The organism is Tessaracoccus sp. OH4464_COT-324 (genome assembly GCF_003932855.1).
Taxonomy (GTDB): Bacteria; Actinomycetota; Actinomycetes; order Propionibacteriales; family Propionibacteriaceae; genus Arachnia.
The window spans coordinates 1-22,783 of sequence record NZ_RQYZ01000001.1 but is presented as its reverse complement, the minus strand read 5'-3'; the positions used below and the strand labels follow the sequence as shown (position 1 = coordinate 22,783).

Sequence of the window (22,783 nt, the reverse complement as noted above, 5' to 3'; positions counted from 1 at the left end):
GTCGGCTGGCTCACATAGAGTTGACCTATGCGCCCGATCGAGGAGTTGCAGCGCCAGGTTGCGCCGCTGAAGGTCCACTCAGAGTTCGCCCCCTCCGGAGACCAGCCGGCCGCCATCGCAGAGCTGGAGCGCCGGATCCGGGCGGGAGAGAAGGACATCGTGGTGTTGGGGGCCACGGGGACCGGGAAGACCGCCACCATCGCCTGGCTAGCTGAGCGGCTGCAGCGCCCGATGCTCATCATGCAGCCGAACAAGACGCTCGCCGCTCAGTTCGCCGCTGAGCTACGCGACTTCTTCCCGGAGAACGCGGTCGAGTATTTCGTTTCCTACTACGACTACTACCAGCCGGAGGCATACCTGCCGCAGTCGGACACCTACATCGAGAAGGACTCCTCCCTGAACGAGGAGGTGGAGCGCATGCGGCACGCGGCCACGAGTTCGTTGCTCACCCGGCGCGACGTCGTTGTCGTGGCCACCGTCTCGGCCATCTACGGTCTGGGCACGCCGCAGGAGTACCTGGAGCAGCGCATCACTCTGCGGGTCGGAGATGAGTTGGACCGCGACGTTCTGCTGCGTCGGCTGGTGGATATCCAGTACGCAAGAAACGATATCGGCGCCGGGCGGGGCACGTTCAAGGTCAAAGGCGACACGGTGGAGATCTACCCGATGTACGAGGAGAACGCGGTGCGGGTCGAGTTCTTCGGCGACGAGATCGAGCGGATCGCCACCATCCATCCCCTGACTGCCGCGACGCTGCACGAGGACAGCGAGATCTACGTCTTTCCAGCGTCGCATTACGCGGCCGGGGACGAACGGATGAAACGGGCGATTGCGGGAATCGAGGCTGAGTTGGCCGAACGCCTGCAGGAGTTGGAGGGTGAGGGCAAGCTGTTGGAGGCCCAGCGGCTGCGCATGCGCACCACCTACGACCTGGAGATGCTGCGTCAGATCGGCATGTGTTCGGGCATCGAGAACTATTCGCTGCACATCGACGGGCGTGCGCCGGGTTCCCCGCCATCGTGCTTGCTGGACTATTTTCCGGAGGATTTCGTGCTGGTCGTCGACGAGTCCCACGTGACGATCCCGCAGATCGGCGGCATGTTCGAGGGCGACGCGTCGCGCAAGCGCACGCTGGTCGAGCACGGCTTCCGGCTGCCCACCGCGCTAGACAACCGTCCGCTGCGCTTCGACGAGTTCGTGGAGCGCGTCGGTCAGACGATCTACCTGTCGGCCACGCCGGGCCCATACGAACTGGAGCGGTCCGACGGCGTGGCTCAGCTGATCATTCGCCCGACCGGCTTGGTGGACCCCGAGATCGTGCTGAAGCCCACCAAGGGACAGGTCGACGACCTGATCGCCGAGGTTCGCCAGCGCACCGCGCGGGACGAGCGCGTCCTCGTCACGACGCTGACCAAGAGGATGGCAGAAGACCTGAGCGATTTCCTGGTCGAGGCGGGGATTCGCACGCGCTACCTGCACTCCGACGTGGCGACGCTGGAGCGGCTCGACCTGTTACGCGATCTTCGCCTGGGCGAGTACGACGTGCTGGTCGGCATCAACCTGCTACGCGAGGGCCTCGACCTTCCCGAGGTGTCCCTGGTGGCCATCCTTGACGCCGATAAGGAGGGTTTCCTCCGGTCCGAGCGGTCATTGATCCAGACGATCGGGCGTGCTGCGCGCAACGTCGCGGGGCAGGTGCATATGTACGCTGACTCGGTCACCCCGTCGATGCAGGCCGCGATCGATGAGACCAACCGCCGTCGCGAGATCCAGATCGCCTACAACTTGGAACACGGTATCGATCCGCAGCCGCTGCGCAAGCGGATCGCCGACGTCAGCGAGATGCTGGCGCGGGAGGACGCCGACACCAACGAGCTGCTGGCCGCAGGCGGACGGGGGTTGCGGCCGGAGCAGCTGGCCGAGTCGGAGCTGGCACAACTCATTGAGGAGCTCACCGCTCAGATGCATCAGGCCGCGGCGGAGCTGCAGTTCGAGTTGGCGGCGCGCCACCGTGACGAGATCGCCGAGCTCAAGAAAGAGCTGCGGCAGATGATCGAGGCGAACCGGTAGCGGGGTGCACCCTTCGGCTCCGGCGGAGCCCTCAGCCTGCTAGTGTCGTGACTGTCAAGCGGGAGAATCGCGTGCGCGCGATGCCGAAGGAGCAACCGCCCCGGTAATCTCTCAGGCCCCCGGACCGCTTGACACGCACTCTGGAGAGAGGCCGCCCGGCCCGCCGAAGGATCGTAAATCTCAGGCACCAAGGACAGAGGGGGCACCGACAACGTAGTCGGGCTCCGGAAGGCCCGGACCCGGTGGAGGGATCAGATGACCGAGCTGTTGCACACCCCATTGCACGATTTCCACGTCGCCCGCGGAGCCAAGCTGGTGCCGTTCGCTGGCTGGGAGATGCCCGTCCAGTACCCCACCGGGGTGCTGGCGGAACACAACCACACGCGCCGATCAGCTTCGCTGTTCGATGTCAGCCATATGGGCCAGGTGCTCCTGCGTTCGGCGGGGCGGGACGCGGCCCTGGCGCTGGAGACCCTCACGCCGGCGAGTGTGGCCGGTCTGCACCCATGGCGGCAACGCTACGGACTGTTCACCAACGACGCGGGTGGCGTGCTCGACGACTTCATGTTCGCCAACCATGAGCAGCATCTGTTCCTGGTGGTGAACGCCGCCCGCACGAGCCACGACCTGGGCATCCTGCGCGGGCTCACCGGCGTCGAGGTGGAGCACGTCACCAGCCGCGCGCTGCTGGCCGTGCAGGGGCCGGACGCCGAGGAGCAGCTGGCCCGGCTCATCCCCGAGGTCCGGGAGCTTCGGTTCATGGATTCCCGACAGCTCGACTGGGCCGGCGAGGAGGTTTGGGTTTCGCGCTCCGGTTACACGGGCGAGGACGGCTTCGAGGTCTCGCTGCCCGCCGAGTGCGCGATCGAGTTTGCCGAGCGGCTGCTGGCGGACAGCGTCGTCCAGCCGGCAGGGCTCGGCGCCCGCGACTCCCTGCGCCTTGAGGCGGGGATGCCCCTGTACGGTCACGAGCTGACCGAGCAGATTTCGCCCTCGGCCGCGGCCCTCGACTGGTCGATCCCGAAGGTTCGCCGTCCCGGGGGCAGCCGGGCGGGCGGCTACCCGGGCGCCTCAGCCATCGAGCAGGAACTCGACGCGGGCGCACCCGAAGTTCGTGTCGGCCTCCGGCCGGAGGGCCGCGCCCCGGTGCGCGACGGCGTCGAGCTGTTCGCCGACCAGGAGGCGACGCAGCGCATCGGCGTCGTGACGTCCGGCGGCTTCGGGCCGAGCATCGGCGGCCCGATTGCGATGGCCATGCTGCCCACAGGTTTCGCGCCCGGCAGCACGATCTTCGCCCAGGTCCGCGGCAAACTCCTGCCGGTGACCGTCACACCCATTCCCTTCGTAACCCTCAACTACAAGCGCTGAAGGAGCACACCATGGTGAAGTACACCGAAGACCACGAATGGCTTGACCTCGAAGGCGACGTCGCGACCGTCGGGATCACCGCGCATGCGGCAGAGCAGTTGGGCGACATCGTCTTCATCGAGTTGCCTGAGGTGGACCGCGAGGTCGCGGAGGGCGACGAGATCGTGGTCATCGAGTCGGTCAAGGCCGCTTCCGACATCACCGCCCCGCTGGCGGGCACCATCGTCGAGGTGAACGAGGCGCTGGTCAACGACCCTTCGCTCGTCAACGCCGATGCTCGAAAGAACTGGTTCTTCCGCCTGCGGCTGCTCGACGTGACCGCCTTCGATGACCTCCTCGACGAAGACGCCTACCGGGCGCTGATTGGCTGACATGTGGCGGCCGACTGACTACGACACCGACGATTTCGCGCACCGGCGCCACATAGGACCCTCGCCGGAGGAGATGGAGCGCATGTTGCGCGTCGTCGGGGCAGACAGCCTGGAGCAGCTGATCGACGAGACCGTTCCAGCCAGCCTGCGCCAGGCCGAGGAACTCAACTGGGCTGCCCTGACGGAGGGCGAGGTACTCGCCAAGCTCCGCGCGGTGGCGGCGAAGAACACGCCTATGACCTCGCTGATCGGCCAGGGCTACTACGGCACGGTGACTCCCCCGGCGATTCTGCGCAACATCTTCGAGAATCCGGCGTGGTACACGGCCTACACGCCCTATCAGCCGGAGATCTCCCAAGGGCGTTTGGAGGCGCTGCTGAACTTCCAGACGATGGTCGCGGACCTCACCGGGCTGCCGATCGCCAATGCCAGCCTTCTTGATGAGGCCACCGCCGCCGCCGAGGGAATGGCCATGGCAAGGCGGGCCGCCAAGAGCAAGGCGAAGCGATTCTTCGTCGACGACGCGCTGCACCCACAGGTCAGGGCCGTCTTGCTGACCAGGGCCCGCCCCCTCGGAATCGAGTGTGTCGTAGCCCCGCTGGGCGAGCTGCGCGCCGCTGAGGTGTTCGGCGCGGCGTTGGCGCACATCGGGACCTTCGGCGATATCCGGGACCTCACCGAGCAGTGCGCAGACCTGCACGCCCACGGCGCGCTGGCCGTCGTCACGTCGGATCTGCTGGCGCTCACCCTCGTCAAGGAGCCGGGCGCGATGGGGGCCGACGTGTGTGTGGGTTCTGCGCAGCGCTTCGGCGTGCCGATGGGTTATGGCGGCCCGCACGCGGCCTTCATGGCTGTGTCCGATGCGCTGAAGCGCACGATGCCCGGCCGGCTGGTGGGCGTCTCCGTCGACTCGGCAGGGCGAAAAGCCTATCGGCTGTCGCTGCAGACCCGGGAGCAGCACATTCGCCGGGAGAAGGCCACATCCAACGTGTGCACGGCGCAGGCGCTGCTGGCGGTGATGGCGTCAATGTATGCGGTCTTCCATGGGCCGCGGGGGCTGCGTTCCATCGCGGAGCGTGTGCACCTGACCACCGCGGGGGTGCGCGACGCACTGCGCTCCGCCGGGTACGAGGTCACGCCGGAGGCGTTCTTCGACACCCTCACCGTGCGCGTCGGCGAGAGGCAGGCAGACATCTTGATGAACGCGGAGCGGCGCGGCATCAACCTGCGGCGGGTCGGCGGCGATGCCATTGGGATGAGCTTCGACGAGACCACCCGCCCCGACGTGGTGGGCCGCCTGCTGGAGGCCTTCGGCGTCGAGAGCTGCGGGGCGCCGGCGTCTCGCCCTGCGGTGCCCGACGAGTGGCTGCGGGTCAGCGAGTATCTCACGCACGAGGTGTTCCACATGAACCGTGCGGAGACTGAGATGATGCGCTACATGCGGCGTCTGGCGGATCGCGATCTGGCGTTGGACAGGGCGATGATTCCGCTGGGTTCGTGCACGATGAAGTTGAATGCGGCCATCGAGATGATGCCGGTGTCCTGGCCCGAGTTTGCCAACCTGCACCCCTTTGCCCCGGCAGACCAGGCCGCGGGCTACCACGAGCTCGTCGCGGATCTCTCGGAGAAGCTGTGTGAGATTACCGGCTATGACGGGTTCTCGATGCAGCCTAACTCGGGCGCGTCGGGCGAGTACGCGGGGCTGCTGACGATCGCCCGCTACCACCGATCCCGGGGAGAGGAGCGCAGCATCTGCTTGATCCCCACTTCCGCGCACGGCACCAACCCGGCCTCCGCGCAGATGGCGGGGCTCAAGGTGGTGTCGGTCAAGGCCGCCGCTAACGGCGACATCGATCTTGCGGATTTCCGGGCGAAGGCCGAGGAGGCCGGAGACGATTTGTCCTGTGTGATGATCACCTACCCGTCGACGCACGGCGTGTTCGAGGAGACGGTGCGGGAGGTGGCCCGCATCACTCATGAGCACGGCGGGCAGGTGTACATTGACGGCGCCAACATGAACGCGTTGGTCGGGCTCGTGAAGCTGGGCGAGATCGGCGGGGATGTCAGCCATCTCAACCTGCACAAGACCTTCGCGATTCCGCACGGCGGTGGCGGGCCGGGAATGGGTCCGATCGGGGTCAAGAAGCACCTGCTCCCGCATCTGCCCACCGACCCGGCTACGGGTGGGGAGGGCGCCGTCTCCGCGGCGAACCTGGGCTCGGCGTCGATCCTGCTGATCTCCTGGGTGTACGTGCTGCTGATGGGCGGCCGGGGACTGCGCAGCGCGACGAGCGTCGCCATCCTGAACGCCAACTACATCGCGGCGCGGCTGCGAGGGAGCTACCCGATTCTGTACTCGGGCGACTCCGGTCGGGTGGCCCATGAGTGCATCCTAGATACGCGGGTATTTGCCCCGAAGGTGAGCGTCGACGATGTGGCGAAGCGGCTGATTGATCACGGCTTCCACGCGCCGACGATGTCCTGGCCGGTGGCGGGAACGCTGATGGTGGAGCCCACGGAGTCGGAGACGCTGTACGAGTTGGATCGGTTCTGCGATGCGATGCTGGACATCGCGCGCGAAGCCGAGTTGGTCGTCTCCGGCGAGGTGGATCCGCAGGATTCCCCGCTGACCCATGCGCCGCACACCACCGAGGACCTGGTCCAGGACTGGGATCGGCCGTACAGCCGCGAGCAGGCCTGCTTCCCTGCGGGTGCTCTGCGGGCGGACAAGTACTGGCCGCCGGTCGGCCGCATCGACAACGCGTACGGCGACCGTAACCTGGTTTGCACCTGCCCGCCCTGGGGCGACGGGTAGCGCCCCGCCGCAAGAGTCATCCGAGGCCGCTCGCGCCGGGTCGGGTGAGAGGGGCCCTCAGCATCTTGACCGGTCAGCCCATATTCGGTCGTCGCTGAGGGCCCTGCCCGTTCCGCTCGGAGTGTCCTCTCTCGGGGCCACGCTTTCTAGCTGGGCTCTAGCTGGTCACGGTCGCGGCCCGTTGCAGGAGCCGCCAGACGCGCGCCACCTGCAGCGCGGTGGCGGCTTCGTCGCCCGAGTTGTCGATCACGACGTCGGCTTCCACGCGGCGGGTGGCGCGGTCGGCCTGGGCGGCGATGCGGCGCTCGGCCTCCTCCGCAGAGATCCCCTCGCGCGCCTGTAGCCGCTGCAGCTGCTGTTCTTCCGGCAGGTCGACGACGATGATCGTTTTGAATTGGTTCACCAGGTCCGCTTCGACGAGCAACGGGATGACTTGAATTACCATAGCCGCGCTGCCCGCTTCTTCGACTAGCTGCCAGGCGCGCTCGCGGATGTGCGGATGCAGAATGCTGTTCAAGTCCTCGCGGGCTCTGTCGTCGGAAAAGATGATTCCCGCCAGCTTTCCTCTGTCCAGGTTGCCGTCCGCCTGCAGCACGTCGCCGAAGCGTCGCACCACCGCCGCTAGGCCGGGGGTTCCTGGCTGGACGACCTCGCGTGCCACCTCGTCGAAATCCACAATCACGGCTCCGAGTTCCGCAAACTTTCTGGCCACGAAGGATTTCCCGCTCGCGATGCCCCCGGTGAGCGCGATTGGCCGGGGTTCCCTGACGGCGGGGTCCAGCAGGGTGTTCAGGTGGAATGGACGATCCGGCCGTCTGGTGGGCACCGGGCGTCGCGGAATTCCTTCGGAACGAACCCGCTGGATTGCCGCGCTTCCGGAAAGCTCCACTCGTTTCTCCGGGTGCAGAGCGTAAAACATGATCCAGTCGGCTACAAGTTCCGGATCACTCGCCAACCGATACAGGTCTATCTGGTGCCTGCCCCGAACGGTGCTCAGGACGTACAGGCCATTCTCTCGATAGATCGCGCGGAGATCTTCCCAGGCGATCGAGTCTTTGTTCAGCCCGAAGTGTTTGGGGAATGAGATTCCTTCGCCGCTGAGCACTACTTTGCTCACCCCGAACAACCTCAGCAGCAGAGCCACCGATAGAACGATAAGCCCAACCGGCCACATCACGTACACCGGACCAAAGCTGAAGTCCAGGGAGATGAGTGCCCAGATCATCAGGCGAGCTTGAGCGCGAGCCATGTGCAGCGTTCTCCCGAGCGTGGGCACCTCGTGCAGGGACAAAAACGCGATCCCAAACAGCACCGCTACTGCCACATAACCCAACCGTTTCACGACATGAGGACCGCCGCAGATAATACCTTGAGGGCTTTGACGAACCTTAAGCCTTCCCCGACTGAGCCTCATTCCCAGCAGAGTGCTGCCGAGATATGCTGGCCAGACCAGCGCGTAGGGCAGAGAAGTCGCCGTTAGTACAGGGGCCGTAATACAACCGGCAATAACGACCACCAGCGGCGCCAGGCTGATCAGGAACCCTATCCTTAGCACCAGTAGCGGCCAGGCAGGATCAGCTTTGTTGATTCTTTGGAAGTTTATATTCTTCATGCCTCACTCGATGTTCCACAGCTCTCGTTCTTCACGATTTACTCACCTTGGACGATTTCTACCTGTACCTCCCCAGACATAGTCATCAATGCTGTGACGGGTTCCTGAAGAAACGACGCGGCGAACGAGGTCATCCGCGTACTCCTCCCCCAAAGACGACCCGGCCACGCCGCCCGCGAAGGCTCCCAGTTCCTTAGCGCCCAATGGCCCCAGGAGCGCGCCACCCATAGCTTTTCCGATCTCGCTCATCACCGCACCGCCCACGAAACGGGCAGTTGTATCCACGAATGGCTTGCCGTCGTAGATGTCCTTCAGATAGAGAACGCCGGAGAGAAGCGTGTTAGCCTTCGCCAGATGCCTAGCAACGCTGACTTGAATAGGTTCGCCGGGCTCCCGCAGCTCCTCCTTCCTCACCTGCAACTTGGCCTGATCCAGGCTCTGGAAACCGTAAGGAAGGCCCTTCAACTCACCACGATCGGGCAGCACACCCTCCGACTCATTGGTTTCCTCAAGGAATTTCACGTACTGTTGCCTTGCGCGCGCGGCTTTCGCTTCCAGACTGAGAAACCTGTCGGAGATTTCCTGCTGCATCGGCAGAGTCAACCTCGCGCCGGCAGGCATCAGCGTCCCCGGCATGCCCGAACCGTCTCCATTTTGAAGAGTCTGATCAATCAGATCAGATAGGCCGCTTCCCTTGAGCAACAGATTCTCAGCACACCAGTTCGCATATTCTCTCTTAACATTGGAACTCACGTACAGAACGTATTCGTATCTATCCCACAGTGCTGCGATCCTCTGATTCTCATTGTATGCCGATTCGAAGTCAGCTACAGAGACACCCTGAGATCCCGATGGGATCGGGACGAACTGCGGCGGATGATCCACCATTCCTTCGGAGGTAACCGTCAGGCCAGTCTGCCGAGCGTAGTCGGCAAGTTCATCCAAGAGTTGCTGGGTCGAGGTGGCTTTGTCCCGGTAGTCCACGAACTTGTTCTTCGTTTGATCAACGATCATTTTGGCTTCATCGCCATGATTAATCATGTCACACAAAAAAGCCCGATAGCTATCGTTCGCTTTTCCTTGCCAACCTTCCAGGTCCACCTGGGCTCCAAATCGCATTTCTCCATCGTTCTCACCCAGCGCATACCTAACTTTTTCCACCCAAGAAATGGCTCCATCAATCAGACCGAAATCCACATCTAGCTTTAGATCTATGGTCATCGAAAACCCTCTTTCCTCTCTCTTCAGAATCTAGATTTGCCGAGTGAATTCATTAAACTGTTCACAGGCCCAATCGTCCTGCTTCTGATAGGTTTCCTGCACAACGCTTAGCGTATCCTCTGCAGCCTCATGAAACGCAGAAACTGACAGCACAGACCGACCGCACTTGACCAGCATGTCCAACAACAAGCCGTCAAAAGCGCCAGCTCCACACGACTGAGGAGGGTGCGCGACGGAAACGGAAAGAAGTTCTGACAGCTTCATATGACGCAACATCAGTTTCCGCGTCGCGTCTAGCTCCCAAGTGTAAGAATCTCCGCTCACCTATCGGCCTTTCATCTCGTCGGGGACCTCGTCAAAATACACTCTCGTGATCCGCTGTGCGGCCTCGATCTTCGTGATGTCGCGTGCAGCAATGACCGTCCAAGCACGGTCGCCCAAACAGCGGTAGAACCGATCCAAAGACGTATAGGCGAATACGCCAGCCGTGCCGTCGTCGTGCTGGGCGAGGAGCACTTCCACCTCTTTCCTGTTCCTGGTCTTGGCACATGGAACGTACAGGATAGGCGGCATCGAACGAGCCGCAACCTCCTGTTCCTCACGGGGAATGCCATATTCCATCGCTGTTCCCTCCTTAGCTCTCGTGTCGTTTCCCATGCCTCAATGCTATGAAGGGCAGATTCGGCCCACCAGAGTAGCGATCCTCATCTTTAACTTGGAGGAAGATACTCATGCGCTGAGTATGGGTACTCAAGCCGCATGGGACAGCAGAACGGTGGCACCCCGAAGGGACGCCACCGTTCTGATTGATTGCTTTGGCTCAGCGACCGCCGGTGAGCTTCTCGCGCAAAGCCTGCAGGGCCTCGTCGGACGCCAGCGAACCCTCCGAGGAGGACTCGGACACGTAACCAGTTCCCGCCTCGGCAGCTGCTTCGCGGTCTGCGGTCTCGGCCTCCTCGACCTGCTTCTTGTGGGCCTCCCACAGTGCTTGGGCCTGGGCGTACTGGGCCTCCCAAGCAGCACGCTGCTCCTCGTAGCCTTCCTTCCACTCGTTGGTCTCCGGGTCGAAGCCCTCGGGGTAGATGTAGTTGCCCTGCTCATCGTAGGAGGCGGTCATCCCGTACAGCGACGGGTCGAACTCGTCGGCGCCGACATCCACCGACTCGTTGGCCTGCTTCAGCGACAGCGAAACGCGGCGACGCTCAAGATCGATGTCGATCACCTTCACCATGACATCGTCGCCAACGACAACGACCTGCTCCGGGATCTCGACGTGGCGCTCCGCAAGCTCGGAGACGTGCACCAGGCCTTCGATGCCCTCGCCGACGCGGACGAACGCGCCGAACGGGACCAGCTTGGTAACCTTTCCGGGCACGATCTGGCCGATCTGGTGCAGGCGGGCGAAGGTCTGCCACGGATCTTCCTGAGTGGCCTTGAGCGACAGGGAGACGCGCTCGCGTTCCATGTCCACCTCAAGTACCTCGACCGTGACCGGGGTACCGACCTCGACAACCTCGTTCGGGTGATCGATGTGCTTCCAGGACAGCTCAGAGACGTGCACCAGACCATCCACACCGCCGAGGTCGACGAAGGCGCCGAAGTTGACGATGGAGGACACGACGCCCTTGCGGATCTGGCCCTTCTGCAGCTGGGTGAGGAAGGTGTGGCGAACCTCGGATTGGGTCTGCTCCAGCCAAGCGCGGCGGGACAGCACAACATTGTTGCGGTTCTTGTCCAGCTCGATGATCTTGGCCTCAAGCTCCATGCCGACGTAGGGCTGGAGGTCCCGGACACGACGCATCTCCACCAGCGATGCGGGAAGGAAGCCGCGCAGGCCGATGTCGACGATCAGGCCGCCCTTGACCACCTCGATGACGGTGCCGGAGACGACACCGTCCTCTTCCTTGACCTTCTCGATGGTGCCCCAGGCGCGTTCGTACTGCGCACGCTTCTTGGACAGGATGAGACGGCCTTCCTTGTCCTCTTTCTGCTGCACGAGGGCCTCGACTTCGTCGCCGACCTGAACCACGTCGAAGGGATCGACGTCGTGCTTGATGGAGAGTTCCTTGGAAGGAATAACACCTTCGGTTTTGTAACCGATGTCGAGCAGGACCTCGTCCCGATCGACCTTCACAACGGTGCCGGAGACGATGTCCCCGTCGTTGAAGTACTTGATGGTTGCGTCGACAGCTTCGAGGAAAGCTTCCTTGCTGCCGAAGTCGTCTACCGCGATGGCCGACGCCTCAGTGGGAGAGGTCATGTAGAAGGGCTCCGATGGATGGATAATTCTTGGCACATTGCAGTCTGGTTACGGGGTTCGCCCACAACGCGCCTGCCCTACTCCGTCCGAGGACACAGCAAACCACAATGCGTCAACCGAGTCTACGGCAAGGCCCGTCAGAGGGTCAATCCATCCGCGTTTCAGACCGTGGGGTACCTCACGCTGCTGCTTGCTCAGCGTGGTTATAATCTCAGCCGTGAACAACCGCAACAAGATCATCGTGGCAGTCGTTGCTGTCCTCGGCGTCATCGCAGTCGTCGTCGGCAGCATCTTTCTGACCAAGCAGTCCCCACAAGCCGAAGATGCTTCCGGCCACTCCGCCACTACCAGCTCTGCCCCCGAGACCGCAGCCCCCAGCGACTCGCCCTCCCCCACTTTCGAGTCCTCGTGCACCACCACTATTGAGGGCTTCGTGCCCGTGCGCTACACCATTGAGGGATCGATGAGCGTAGACGAGCAGGTGCTCGCACTCGACGTGGACGAGGACAACGCCATTGCTGCGCCCCCGCCCTCGGAGAAGCGAGCCGCTTCCTGGTGGAACCAGGGCCCACGCCCGGGCGGTGAAGGAAAGACGGTCTTGGCGATTCACACCTACCGCAACGGCGGCGCGCTCGGCAACGAGATGTATGAGAACGGCGAATCTCAACTCAAGCCCGGCGACATGATCAAGCTCTACGGCGCCAACGGTGAGGTCGCCTGCTACGAATTCACCGAAGCCAAGAAGGTCATGGTCGAGGAATACGACGAGGATTCCGATGTCATGATCGACTTCGAGGGCGACCGTGAAGTTGCCATGATCATCTGCTGGGACTTCAACAAGGATGCGGACGAGGAGGCCGGCGAAGACCCGTGGAAGTCCCGCGTCTTCTTCTACGGCAAGCTGGTCTGATCCTGAAACCAGCCTCCGGAGGCCGTCGCTCAGTGAGCGGCGGCCTCCCAGTTTTCTCCCTTCCCCACGGAGACCGCGAGCGGAACTTTCAGGTCGGCAGCCGACTCCATCGCAGAGATCACCAGTTCTTCGAGGGCCTCTTCCTCCCCGTCGGCCACCTCCAACAGCAGCTCATCGTGTACTTGGAGCAGCACTCGACTCGCCATTCCGGCGTCCGAAAGCTTCTCGTCCACCGCAAGCATCGCGAGCTTGATCACGTCTGCGGCTGATCCCTGGATCGGGGAGTTCAGCGCAGCCCGCTCCGCCATCTCTCGACGCAACCTGTTGGGCGAATTGAGATCGGGCAGGGGGCGACGACGGCCCAGCATCGTCTCTGTGTACCCCAGCTGCCGAGCAGTCGCGACGATGCCATCCAGGTAGTCCTTCACGCTCCCGAGCCGTGCAAAGTAGTCAGCCATCAAAGCCTTGGCTTCGGCCACGCTGATCTGCAGCTGCTGCGACAACCCGTAGGCGCTCAGCCCATAGGCCAGCCCGTAGTTCATCGCTTTGATCCGGGCGCGCATCTCCGGCGTGACCGATGCGGGCTCCACACCGAACACGGTGGCCGCCATCTCGTTGTGGAAGTCTCTCCCCGAGCGGAAGGCCTCCACCATGCCCGGATCGCCCGACCCGTCGGCCATCAACCGCATCTCGATCTGCGAATAGTCCGCGCTCATCAAGGACACGAAACCCGTCCCGGGAACGAAGGCGCTGCGGATCTGTCGGCCCAACGGTGTGCGGATGGGGATGTTCTGCAGGTTAGGATCAGTCGAGGACAGCCTCCCGGTGGCCGCCACCGTCTGCTGATACGTGGTGTGGATCCGGCCATCCGCGGCAACCGCCGAGATGAGCCCATCCACGGTCTGGCGCAGTTTGAGCTGGTCCCGATGCGTCAGCAAATGCCGGAGGAAGGGCTCTCCAGTCTTGGCATACAGGTCGGCCAACGCTTCAGCATCGGTGGTGTACCCCGACTTTGTTTTGCGAGTCTTCGGCATCTTGAGCTGATCGAACAGCACCTCCTGAAGTTGCTTGGGAGAGCTGAGATTCACTTCCCTACCGATCGCGCCGTAAGCCTCACGCTGCGCCTGCCGCGCTGACTCGTCAAACGAAGCCCGCAAATGGTCCAGCTTCTCGACGTCCACCGCAATACCGACGCGTTCCATCTTGGCGAGCACCGCGCTCAGTGGCTGTTCTAGGTCGACCAACAACCGATTCTGGTTCATTTCCACCAGAAGCGGGGTAAGTACGTCAGCCAGCGCTCGGACTGCGCGTGCCCTCACCATCGTCGTCCGGGGCCGGGCCGTTTCCGAGTCGAAGTCGAACGCCTGCTGAGTCGACTCGTCGCGGTCGTCGGCCTCCAGCGTGCACCTCAAGTATTTCCTGACCAGCGACTCCAACGACAAGTCACGCTGCTCGGGATGCAGCAGGTAACCGGCCAACAAGGTGTCCGTCTTCACTCCCTCCAGGCTCCAGCCACGCTGCGCGAGCGCGAGACGCGGGCTTTTGGCGTCGTGCAACGTCTTCGGCCGCCGAGGGTCGGCAAGCCACAGCGCCAACGCCTCGTCGTCCTCCGGGGTCAGTTGAGCCGCGTCGACGAACGCCTCCGTCTCCGAGCAGGCAAAAGCCAGGCCGGTGATGTCTCCGACCCCGCGGCCCCAATGACCCTCGAAGTGCACCGCGACGAGTCCGGCACGCGAAGCCAGCCAGGCGCCGACAGCTCCTGGGGAGAGCGGCTCACCAGTTACCTCAATTACCCGTGAGCGCCCCTCGTCCTCGCTGAACTCAGCTAGGCGAGGCTGTAGTTGCTTGATCTCAAGTGTGTCGAGCAACTGGAGTGCGGCTGGCAGGTCGGGCTCGCGCCGGGCCAGGTCCTCAGCACGGATCGGAAGTTCGACATCGCGCACGAGGGCATTCAGGCGGCGATTGCGCTCCACGTCGGCGAGGTGGATCCGCAGGTTTTCTCCGGCTTTTCCGCGCACTTGCTCGGCTCGCGCCAACAGGTTCTCCAACCCGTCGTATTCCGCCAACCATTTGGCGGCCGTTTTCGGGCCGACGCCGGGCACCCCCGGCAGGTTGTCGCTGGTCTCCCCCACCAGGGCCGCCAGTTCCGGGTAGCGCTCCGGCGACACCAGGTGCTTCTCCTCGACCGCCGCCGGGGTCATGCGGGCCAGGTCGGACACTCCTTTACGGGGGTAGAGCACAGTCACGGAATCCGTGACCAGCTGAAGCGCATCTCGATCACCGGACACGATAGCGACGTGCATCCCCTCGCCCGCCGCGGTGGTGGCGAGAGTCGCGATGAGGTCGTCGGCCTCGAATCCTTCCTTTTCCACGTGCACGATGCGCAACGCGGCGAGGAGATCCTTGATCAGTTCGACCTGTCCGCGGAACTCCTCCGGAGATTTGGAGCGCGTCGCCTTGTATTCCGGGTAGCTGTCCGTCCGGAAGGAGTGCCGCGAAACATCGAACGCCACTGCAACATGCGTGGGCTTCTCGTCCCTGAGCAGGCTGAGCAGCATCGTCGTGAACCCGTAGACAGCGTTGGTGTGTTGCCCCGTCTTGGTGGCGAAGTTTTCTGCGGGCAGCGCAAAGAAGGCGCGGTAAGCCATCGAATGGCCGTCGATCAAAAGCAGCTTGTCCACAGTCAGACTCTACCGGGCTTCGCGGATGCCCGGCTTCCGCGATGAGGGCTGGCCGGCAAAGCTCAACCGGTCACCCCCGCCCGGCCCCCGCGAGTAGCTCGGCCGCATGCTTTCGGGCAGCCGGGGTGTCCCCGCCGCTCATCATCCGAGCCAGTTCGGCCACCCGCTCTTTCCCCGAGACCTCCCGCACGTCCGATACGGTCACCGCGCCGTCGTCCGATTTGCGCACAACGAAGTGTTGATCCGCATAAGCCGCAACCTGAGCCAAGTGGGTGACGACGATCACTTGGGCCCCGGAGGCGAGCCGTTGGAGCCGTTTCCCGATCTCTAGTCCCACCGCGCCGCCGACGCCCGCGTCAACCTCGTCGAAGACGAAGGTGTGACCCCCTGCCTCCGCAAGCACCACTTCAAGGGCCAATCTGACACGCGATAGCTCGCCTCCGGACGCGACCTTCCGCAGAGGAGCGAGCTCCGTTCCCGGGTTGGCGGCGAACATCAGCTCCACCCGATCCGCCCCGTGCGGGCCGAGCTCTCCAGCCGAGACAACAAACGCAAGCCTCGCATGCGGCATGGCGAGCGCCGCCAACTCGGCATGGACGCGCTCGGCTAGCTCGGCGGCTGCGCGTTCCCTGGCCGCCGTGATGCCGCGCGCCAGCTCACCGAGTTCAGCGTCCAACGTCGTGACCAGTTCACGCAGTTCTGTTATTCGCTCATCGGAGGAGTCCAGCACGATAAGCCGCTGCGTCGCCTCCGCTGCCCAGGTCAGAACCTCGTCGATTGTCGCCCCGTACTTTCGCGTCAAGTGCGCGAGTTCCGCAAGCCGAGCCGAGACCGCCTCCAGCCGCAGTGGGTCGGCCACCAGGTCCGCCAGGTAACCCGAGACGTCCGCAGCGAGCGTCTGCACCGCCAGGTCTGCCTCGTGGGCTCGAACAAGCAGCTCCGCAGCTGCGGGATCCCGGTCGGCCAGCCGCTCAAGCGCCTTGCGTGCGTCCCCGACTAGGGACACCGCGCACGGCTGGTCGAAGTCGGTATCATCGCCGCTGATCCGGTTGTGTGCATGGCTGGCGCTCAGCCGCAACTCGTCGAGATCCAGCAGCCGCCGCTGCTCGGCGACCAGCCGAACGTCCTCGCCGCTTTCCGGCGCCGCTGCCGAGATCTCGGCCAGCCCAAAGCGCAGCATGTCTGCCTCCCGGGCTCGCTCCCGGGAGGAGCGCTCAAGTTCGGCCAGCTCCCGCCCTGCGGCCTCGCGTTCCCGCCAGGCTTGCCGGTACCTCGCCATCCCGCGGGGTCGGGCACACCGGTCGAGCAGTTCACGCTGACCCGGCTGGGTGCCCAGTCGCTGCTGCTCTGACTGGCCGTGGATCGTAGCCAGTTCCAGCTCTTGGAGCACCGCAACCGGGGCTGGAGACGCACCCACGACAGCTCGCGACCGGCCGCCGGCCGCCACCTGCCGTACCGTGACGAGTTCGCCGTCCTCGACGACGCCCCCCAGCTGCGTGACGCGTTCGGCGACGGCATCGTCAACTTGCCATCGCCCGCGCACCACTGCCTTGTCCGCTCCATGCCGAACGATTCCCGCGTCTGCGCGTTGCCCCAGCAGGTGCCCCAGCCCGGCGATGATCATAGTTTTGCCGGCACCCGTCTCTCCGGTCAGCGCGATCATCCCGGCACCCAGTTCGATCCGGGACTGGCTGACCACACCGAAATCTGCCATCGAAAGTTCGATCAGCACTGTTCGCCCCTTCGCCAGCCCGAAACCGGGAGAGCGAACTTCTTGACCAGCCTGGTACTGAACGGCTGCTCGGAGAGCCGCGCGATACGCAACTTGTGTTGGTTTGCGGTCACCACAACCTCATCGCCGCTCGTCAGCTCGTAGCTAACCCGACCGTCACACCACAACACCCCGTGCGGGCCTTCGATCGGCTGCTGCAATTCCACTCTCGACGACGGGCTGAGTACCAGGGGACGGTTGAAGAGAGCGTGTGCGCTGAGCGGCACCACGAGCATCGCCTGCACGTCGGGCCAGATGACCGGGCCGCCCGCAGAGAATCCGTAGGCTGTTGACCCGGTGGGGGTGCTGACTAGTACCCCGTCGCAAGCCCATCGGCTCACCGGACGCCCGTCGATGGATACCAGCACCGTGAGCATCCGCTCGCGGGCCAGCTTCTCCAGGCTGACCTCGTTGATCGCCGGTACCCGCCACTGCTCAGAACCGTCGCGATGCACCAGAACATCCAGAACCAACCGCTCCTCGACGGTGTACCGCCGCTGCGCAACCGCCTCGGGGAGCGCTGCGATGTCGGAGGGCTCAAGCTCCGCGAGAAATCCGACATGGCCTAGGTTCACGCCGAGGATCGGCACGTCGAGTGGTAGCGCCCACGCAGCGGCCCGGAGGATCGTTCCGTCCCCACCGAACACGATGCCCAGCTCGGCGCGGCTGTGTTCGTTGAGCAAGCCAAGGTCCTTGTCGACTCGGCCTTCCAGCCGCTGCCGATCCTCGCTGCGCAGGACCGCGCAGAAGCCGAAGTCTGAAAGCGCGGAGATGAATGCCGCCGCGCCTTCGGTGGCCTCCGCCTTCTCCGGATGGAGGAATACAGCTACCGTTCGTTCCACAGCTCTACCCTATCCGCGGGCTGCCGATCATCATCTCAGCCTCAGATCACGATCTTTGCGTACTCGGGTTTCCACATGGCATCGAGGACGGTCTGCAGTGGGTCGGTGATCTCGACCCGGGCCAATCCTTCCGCCTGCGCCGTGGCCACCACGGCCAGGGCAACCGCCGCTGAGACTTCACGCAGTTGGTTCACCGCGGGCAACAGTGAGGCCCCTGGACGACGGGCTTCTTGGGAAAGCGCGGCGATCGCCCGGGCAGCGGCGATGACCATCCCGTCAGAGACACGGGTGGCTTTGGAGACCGCCACTCCGAGCCCAAGTCCGGGGAACATGAGCGCGTTGTTGGCCTGAGCGATGCGATACTTCACCCGGCCGCGCTGAACGGGTTCGAAGGGAGAGCCGGTGGCGATCAGGGCCTGCCCGTCGGTCCATTCCAGGAGGTCCTGCGGGTGCGCCTCCGCCAGCGAGGTCGGGTTGGACAGCGCGAAGATGATGGGCTGCGGCGCATGAATCTGCATCTGCCGCACGATCTCCTCGGTGAAGGAACCGGGTTGAGCAGAAGAGCCAATGAGGATCGTCGGGTGAGCCTCCCGCACCACCTCCTTGAGCCCGATCACACCATCCTCATCCGCCCAGCCGTACACCTCGTCTAGGGGCCTGGCGTAGGGCTCCTGGAAGTCACGCATGGGCCCACCCTCGGTGATGAGTCCCCTGCTGCCCAGACACCAGAACCGCGCGCTAGCCTCCGTTTCGCTCAGCCCGTCTTGCCGCATCGCGTCCCGGATGGCGTTCGCTATGCCGATTCCCGCCGATCCTGCGCCGTACACTACTATCCGCTGGTCACGCAGCCTGCCGCCTGTGCGGTACACGGCCGAGAGTATCGCGGCCAGAACAATGGCAGCCGTCCCCTGGATGTCGTCGTTAAAGGCGCACATCTCATGCCGATAGCGCTCCAGCAGCCGGTGGGCGTTGTCGGCCGCGAAGTCCTCGAAGTGGAGCAGCGCGTTCGGGTAGAGCCGTTGAACTGTTTTGACGAATGTGTCGACGAATTCGTCGTAGCGTCTTCCCCGGACACGAGCTTGGCGGGCGCCAACATACGAATCGCTGTGCAGCAGGCGGAGGTTGTCGGTGCCGACGTCGAGCACCACGGGTATGCACCGCCTCGGGTGGATCCCTGCTGCTGCGGTGTACACGGAAAGCTTCCCGGTGGTGATCGCGACGCCGCCCACGCCCTGGTCGCCGATGCCCAAGATGCCTTCGGAGTCGGTGACGACGATCAGGTCGACTTCGTCGGAACCCAGACCGTAGTTCAGCAGCGATTCTTCGATCAGTTCGGGATTGTTGATAGACAGGTAGACGCCGCGTGGCCGCGAGTACCAGTGGCTGTACTGCTCGATCGCCTGACCGATCGTCGGCGTGTAGACGATCGGCAGGATCTCCTCGATGTGTTCGGCCACCAACCGGTAGAACAGCACCTCGTTGCGGTCTCGCATATGGGTAAGAAATAGATTCTTGGCGAGATCATTGGGCTGCTGCTGAAGCTGACGATAGACCCGCTTAACTTGTTCTTCGAGGGTGAGGCATCCAGCAGGAAGCAGACCCATGAGTCCCAGCACGTGCCGCTCCTCCTCAGTGAAAGCCGTTCCGCGGTTGAGCATGGGACGGTTCAGCAGCTGATAGCCGCGGACCCGGATGGGAATCTGCTGGCCATCTTCGAGCTGCAGGTAAGGGGGTTCGATCTCGGTCATGCAGAATAGTTTATTCGGAAATCACCTGGCCTTCTGCACGAGGTGCAGGAAGAACTCGATGTTGCCATGAGTTCCCGGAAGAATACTGGGCGCCTGCCAGCGGCATTCCCAGCCCAGCCGCTCAGCGGCCTCGATTACTCGTTGCACAGCGTTTCGACGCCGCGCCTCTTCCGTAACAACTCCACCCGCCAATGATTCCTTGCCGACCTCGAATTGGGGCTTCACCAGCAGAAGTGCGTCCGAAGAACACACGGAGAACAGCGGCTCCAGCAGCAGGGTGAGCGAGATGAAGCTGACGTCAGCCACCACGAGGGGAACCGGGTCACCATCCACGTGGGACAGGTCCAGCTCGCGGAGGTTCAGCCCCTCGATGACGCGTACCCGATGATCGGCCCGCAGTTCGAGGGCAAGCTGATCATGGCCAACGTCTACGGCGTAGACGAGCCCCGCCCCCCGGCTGAGGCAAACCTGGGTGAACCCACCCGTCGAGGCGCCAGCGTCCAGCACCCTGTCGGGGACGCTGATTCCAGCGCCCTCCAGGGCCGGGATCAATTTGTAAGCCGCCCGGGACACCCACAACTCGGGCTCGGTGACGATGCTCTCGTCCGTGATTGGTGTCGAAGGTTTCCGAACGACTCTCCCCGCCACGCTGACCCGGCCTTGGGCAATCAGCCGCGCGGCTTGGTTGCGCGACCGTGCCAAGCCACGCTCCACCAGCGCCACGTCGAGCCTCATTTCACCCCTGGCAGGGTGCGCTGGGGGAGATCTGCGTCATGCAGCACGGCATTCAGCACTCGCTGGGCGTGTTCCAGGTGGGCCAGCTGCTGCTCGGGCTTCAGCGCTTCCAATTCGCTCACGCTATCCAACAGTTGTTCGACCACCAGCATGCGCCGCACATGGGCGGGAGCAGCGGGCTTCGGCGTGGTCATGGGAGCCCGGCTAGCGCGCCGAGCGCCTTCGTTCCGTCACGTCCCGACCAGATCAGTTGCAGTGCCGCCCAGCAGGCGTCCAATTCTTCGACGAGCGTCGCTGGCTCAGTGAGCAGGCGTACCTCACCGCCGGTGGCCACCACGATCTGATCCCCGCAGCGCACTTCCTGATCTCCTGAGGCTACTCGCGCTGGCTCCAGCAGCGCGGACACATCCCACCCGATGGTCGTTGGTCGATACTGTGGTTCAGCGGCCGCCAGATCCCATTTGCCGTGGGCGCCGGTGAACACGAAGAGGGAGTCCATCGAAACGTTGTTGGCACCCAGAATATCCGTGTCTAACCGATCGCCCACGAAGATGGGGCGCCGGGCACCGATGCGTTCAACCGTCTCCTGCAGGAGCGGCGGGCAGGGCTTACCAGCCATCTGAGGTTCGATGGAGACGCAGAGCCTGATTGCATCCGCCTGCGCACCACAGCCGGGTACGATCCCACGTTCACTCGGCCGAGTGGGATCCGGGTTGGTGACAAACCAGCGCGCACCTGCTTGGATGGCCAGGACGCCTTCCTCCAGCTGTGGCCAGCTCAGTCGCGGATCATAGCCCTGGACCACAGCTGCAGGCCGAGCGGTGCACTGCTCCACTACCTCGTATCCTGCGTCTCTTAGTTGCTGGGTCAGCGCTGCGCTACCGACGGGGAGCACCCTGGAGCCGGGGGACAGATGCTCCTTGAGCATGCGCAGCGTGGCCATTGTGGAGTTGACAACGTCTGCCGCTTCCGCGCATATCCCCAGTTCTCTCAAGTGTCGGGCGACGGCCTCAGGTGTGCGCGAAGCGTTGTTGGTCACGTAGCCCAGTCGGCAGTGGCGGCTCAGCTCTTCGAGCGCCTCCGGCACGCCAGGGACCGCGTTTGGTCCAAGGTAGATCACCCCGTCGAGGTCGAACAGGGCCGCGTCGTATGCGCTCGCCAGGATCACTCTTCCTCCTTCGCAGCATGCTCGTGCGCCACGCCTTCTGTCTCCGTCGAGTCCTCGGAGCCGACCTCGGCAGCTGGCTTGCTCTCCTGCGCCACCTCTGGCTCCGCTATATCGGGTTCCTCCAACGACATGCTCTCGGGCAGAGTGACCCCATCTAGCTCCGCGATGCGGTCGGATGTGTCGAGTTCGCCGGCTCGGTCCAAGTTCGCGGCTTCGACGAATGCGGCGCGGGCATCATCCTCCGCGCCCTCGGCCAACAGCAAGTCGGCGTAGGCGTAGTAGAGCCGAGCCCGTGCGAAGGTGGGACCCACTCCCCTGCCGATCAAGCGCTTCAGCAGCCGCAGCCCTTCGGCCCGCTGCCCGAGATCGTCGCGCGCTCCCGCTTCCACGATGACCGCTTCTAGCACTACCGCAGGCGGTACCGAGTTCTGGACCAGCTGGGCTAGCGTCTCAAGGGCTTCTCGTGGACGACCCACCGCTCGCTCACAGTCTGCGATCACTGGGATGAGTTCGTCGCCGCCCGTGATCCGCCTGATCGCTCGGTATTCCCGCAGAGCAACCTCAAACTTTCCGGCCGCATAGGCCGTCTCTGCTGTGGCCTCACGGACAATGGCCAAGCGAGGTGCCAGCTTGCGCGCCGTATTGGCGTGCTCGAACGCCAGCTCAGGGTCGGCATCGATTAGCTGGCCAGCTGCCCAGATGTGTTTCGCGACCTGGTCCGAACGCTCTTTAGACAGACCTCGAAGCTCTGCGCGAACGCCGAAAGCGAGTTCGTCTTCCGAGTACCCCTCAGGAATTTCCGGACCGACGATTGTTTCCCGTCGCTCTTCACGCCTGAAATCGCGCTGCCCGTCACGCTTGAAGCCACGCGACTGCCCGTCACCCTTGAAGCCACGCGACTGCCCGTCACCCTTGAAACCACGCGACTGCCCGTCACCCTTGAAACCACGCGACTGCCCGTCACCCTTGAAACTGGGACGACCATGAGACTGCCCAAAGCGCCGCTCGCGACTACCCTTCGCGCCACCGTCACCTCGCGCAGCATCCCTCGCACTGTTCTCACCGACCATGAACCAATCATCCCATCCGAGCCGAAACGAAAAAAATTGGAGGCAAAATAAAAAAAGGTGGGGGGTTCCCAAACAAACCAGGAACCCCCCACCAAAAACATAGTCCGGCAGCGTCCTAATCTCCCACACCGTACCCAGTGC

17 protein-coding genes and 1 riboswitch are annotated in these 22,783 nt (G+C 63.8%); of the genes, 5 read left to right on the top strand and 12 right to left on the bottom strand.

Features of this window, described 5'->3' with window-relative positions:
- Positions 1 to 27: 27 nt before the first annotated feature.
- The 4 genes from uvrB (at position 28) to gcvP (ending at position 6,624) form a co-directional block, all read left to right on the top strand.
- The gene (uvrB, locus tag EII42_RS00085) at positions 28 to 2,070 is read left to right on the top strand and encodes an excinuclease ABC subunit UvrB (protein ID WP_125170075.1); all 2,043 of its coding nucleotides are present in this window, start codon (positions 28 to 30) and stop codon (positions 2,068 to 2,070) included.
- Between the two features lie 49 nt (positions 2,071 to 2,119).
- Positions 2,120 to 2,207, top strand: a riboswitch (glycine riboswitch).
- A gap of 118 nt (positions 2,208 to 2,325) precedes the next feature.
- Complete coding sequence (gene gcvT / locus EII42_RS00080; protein WP_125170074.1) at positions 2,326 to 3,438, top strand: glycine cleavage system aminomethyltransferase GcvT; 1,113 nt, start codon at positions 2,326 to 2,328, stop codon at positions 3,436 to 3,438.
- 11 nt (positions 3,439 to 3,449) lie between these two features.
- Complete coding sequence (gene gcvH / locus EII42_RS00075) at positions 3,450 to 3,809, top strand: glycine cleavage system protein GcvH (RefSeq protein WP_125170073.1); 360 nt, start codon at positions 3,450 to 3,452, stop codon at positions 3,807 to 3,809.
- Between the two features lies 1 nt (position 3,810).
- The gene (gene gcvP / locus EII42_RS00070; protein WP_125170072.1) at positions 3,811 to 6,624 is read left to right on the top strand and encodes an aminomethyl-transferring glycine dehydrogenase; all 2,814 of its coding nucleotides are present in this window, start codon (positions 3,811 to 3,813) and stop codon (positions 6,622 to 6,624) included.
- Positions 6,625 to 6,781: 157 nt separating this feature from the next.
- Here gcvP and coaE read toward each other — a convergent pair whose 3' ends face one another.
- From coaE to rpsA, 4 genes are all read right to left on the bottom strand, one after another.
- Positions 6,782 to 7,948 (bottom strand): dephospho-CoA kinase, encoded by a 1,167-nt coding sequence (gene coaE / locus EII42_RS00065; protein WP_233558201.1) that lies wholly within the window; start codon positions 7,946 to 7,948, stop codon positions 6,782 to 6,784.
- A 330-nt stretch (positions 7,949 to 8,278) separates the two neighbouring features.
- The gene (locus EII42_RS00060; RefSeq protein WP_125170071.1) at positions 8,279 to 9,457 is read right to left on the bottom strand and encodes a hypothetical protein; all 1,179 of its coding nucleotides are present in this window, start codon (positions 9,455 to 9,457) and stop codon (positions 8,279 to 8,281) included.
- 324 nt (positions 9,458 to 9,781) lie between these two features.
- Positions 9,782 to 10,114 carry a hypothetical protein gene (locus EII42_RS00055; RefSeq protein WP_125170070.1) on the bottom strand — a complete coding sequence of 111 codons (333 nt, stop codon included), beginning with the start codon at positions 10,112 to 10,114 and terminating at the stop codon, positions 9,782 to 9,784.
- Between the two features lie 163 nt (positions 10,115 to 10,277).
- The gene (rpsA, locus tag EII42_RS00050; RefSeq protein WP_125170069.1) at positions 10,278 to 11,717 is read right to left on the bottom strand and encodes a 30S ribosomal protein S1; all 1,440 of its coding nucleotides are present in this window, start codon (positions 11,715 to 11,717) and stop codon (positions 10,278 to 10,280) included.
- A gap of 217 nt (positions 11,718 to 11,934) precedes the next feature.
- Here rpsA and EII42_RS00045 point away from each other — a divergent pair, with 217 nt between their 5' ends.
- Positions 11,935 to 12,627, top strand: a complete 693-nt coding sequence (locus EII42_RS00045; protein ID WP_125170068.1) for a class F sortase — start codon at positions 11,935 to 11,937, stop codon at positions 12,625 to 12,627.
- A gap of 29 nt (positions 12,628 to 12,656) precedes the next feature.
- Here EII42_RS00045 and polA read toward each other — a convergent pair whose 3' ends face one another.
- The 8 genes from polA to EII42_RS00005 form a co-directional block, all read right to left on the bottom strand.
- A complete protein-coding gene (polA, locus tag EII42_RS00040; protein WP_125170067.1) occupies positions 12,657 to 15,308 on the bottom strand; it encodes a DNA polymerase I in 2,652 nt (883 codons plus the stop codon).
- 70 nt (positions 15,309 to 15,378) lie between these two features.
- Positions 15,379 to 17,040 carry a DNA repair protein RecN gene (gene recN / locus EII42_RS00035; RefSeq protein ID WP_125170066.1) on the bottom strand — a complete coding sequence of 554 codons (1,662 nt, stop codon included), beginning with the start codon at positions 17,038 to 17,040 and terminating at the stop codon, positions 15,379 to 15,381.
- Complete coding sequence (locus EII42_RS00030) at positions 17,034 to 17,921, bottom strand: NAD kinase (RefSeq protein WP_125170065.1); 888 nt, start codon at positions 17,919 to 17,921, stop codon at positions 17,034 to 17,036. The genes recN and EII42_RS00030 overlap by 7 nt, the downstream gene beginning before the upstream one ends.
- 41 nt (positions 17,922 to 17,962) lie before the next feature.
- Positions 17,963 to 19,669: an NAD-dependent malic enzyme gene (locus tag EII42_RS00025; protein ID WP_125170064.1), complete on the bottom strand. Its 1,707-nt coding sequence runs from the start codon at positions 19,667 to 19,669 to the stop codon at positions 17,963 to 17,965.
- A gap of 21 nt (positions 19,670 to 19,690) precedes the next feature.
- Complete coding sequence (locus EII42_RS00020) at positions 19,691 to 20,404, bottom strand: TlyA family RNA methyltransferase (RefSeq protein ID WP_125170063.1); 714 nt, start codon at positions 20,402 to 20,404, stop codon at positions 19,691 to 19,693.
- Complete coding sequence (locus EII42_RS00015) at positions 20,401 to 20,598, bottom strand: hypothetical protein (protein WP_125170062.1); 198 nt, start codon at positions 20,596 to 20,598, stop codon at positions 20,401 to 20,403. The genes EII42_RS00020 and EII42_RS00015 overlap by 4 nt, the downstream gene beginning before the upstream one ends.
- The gene (locus EII42_RS00010) at positions 20,595 to 21,572 is read right to left on the bottom strand and encodes an HAD-IIA family hydrolase (RefSeq protein ID WP_125170061.1); all 978 of its coding nucleotides are present in this window, start codon (positions 21,570 to 21,572) and stop codon (positions 20,595 to 20,597) included. The genes EII42_RS00015 and EII42_RS00010 overlap by 4 nt, the downstream gene beginning before the upstream one ends.
- Positions 21,569 to 22,642: a lipopolysaccharide assembly protein LapB gene (locus EII42_RS00005; RefSeq protein ID WP_125170060.1), complete on the bottom strand. Its 1,074-nt coding sequence runs from the start codon at positions 22,640 to 22,642 to the stop codon at positions 21,569 to 21,571. The genes EII42_RS00010 and EII42_RS00005 overlap by 4 nt, the downstream gene beginning before the upstream one ends.
- Positions 22,643 to 22,783 lie beyond the last annotated feature (141 nt).

Coding starts and splice junctions, on each gene's coding strand:
- EII42_RS00060 (WP_125170071.1), bottom strand. CDS start 9,457: ATGACCATAGATCTAAAGCTAGATGTGGATTTCGGTCTGATTGATGGA.
- uvrB (WP_125170075.1), top strand. CDS start 28: ATGCGCCCGATCGAGGAGTTGCAGCGCCAGGTTGCGCCGCTGAAGGTC.
- EII42_RS00025 (WP_125170064.1), bottom strand. CDS start 19,669: ATGACCGAGATCGAACCCCCTTACCTGCAGCTCGAAGATGGCCAGCAG.
- gcvP (WP_125170072.1), top strand. CDS start 3,811: ATGTGGCGGCCGACTGACTACGACACCGACGATTTCGCGCACCGGCGC.
- EII42_RS00020 (WP_125170063.1), bottom strand. CDS start 20,404: ATGAGGCTCGACGTGGCGCTGGTGGAGCGTGGCTTGGCACGGTCGCGC.
- gcvH (WP_125170073.1), top strand. CDS start 3,450: ATGGTGAAGTACACCGAAGACCACGAATGGCTTGACCTCGAAGGCGAC.
- EII42_RS00015 (WP_125170062.1), bottom strand. CDS start 20,598: ATGACCACGCCGAAGCCCGCTGCTCCCGCCCATGTGCGGCGCATGCTG.
- gcvT (WP_125170074.1), top strand. CDS start 2,326: ATGACCGAGCTGTTGCACACCCCATTGCACGATTTCCACGTCGCCCGC.
- EII42_RS00005 (WP_125170060.1), bottom strand. CDS start 22,642: ATGGTCGGTGAGAACAGTGCGAGGGATGCTGCGCGAGGTGACGGTGGC.
- EII42_RS00055 (WP_125170070.1), bottom strand. CDS start 10,114: ATGGGAAACGACACGAGAGCTAAGGAGGGAACAGCGATGGAATATGGC.
- rpsA (WP_125170069.1), bottom strand. CDS start 11,717: ATGACCTCTCCCACTGAGGCGTCGGCCATCGCGGTAGACGACTTCGGC.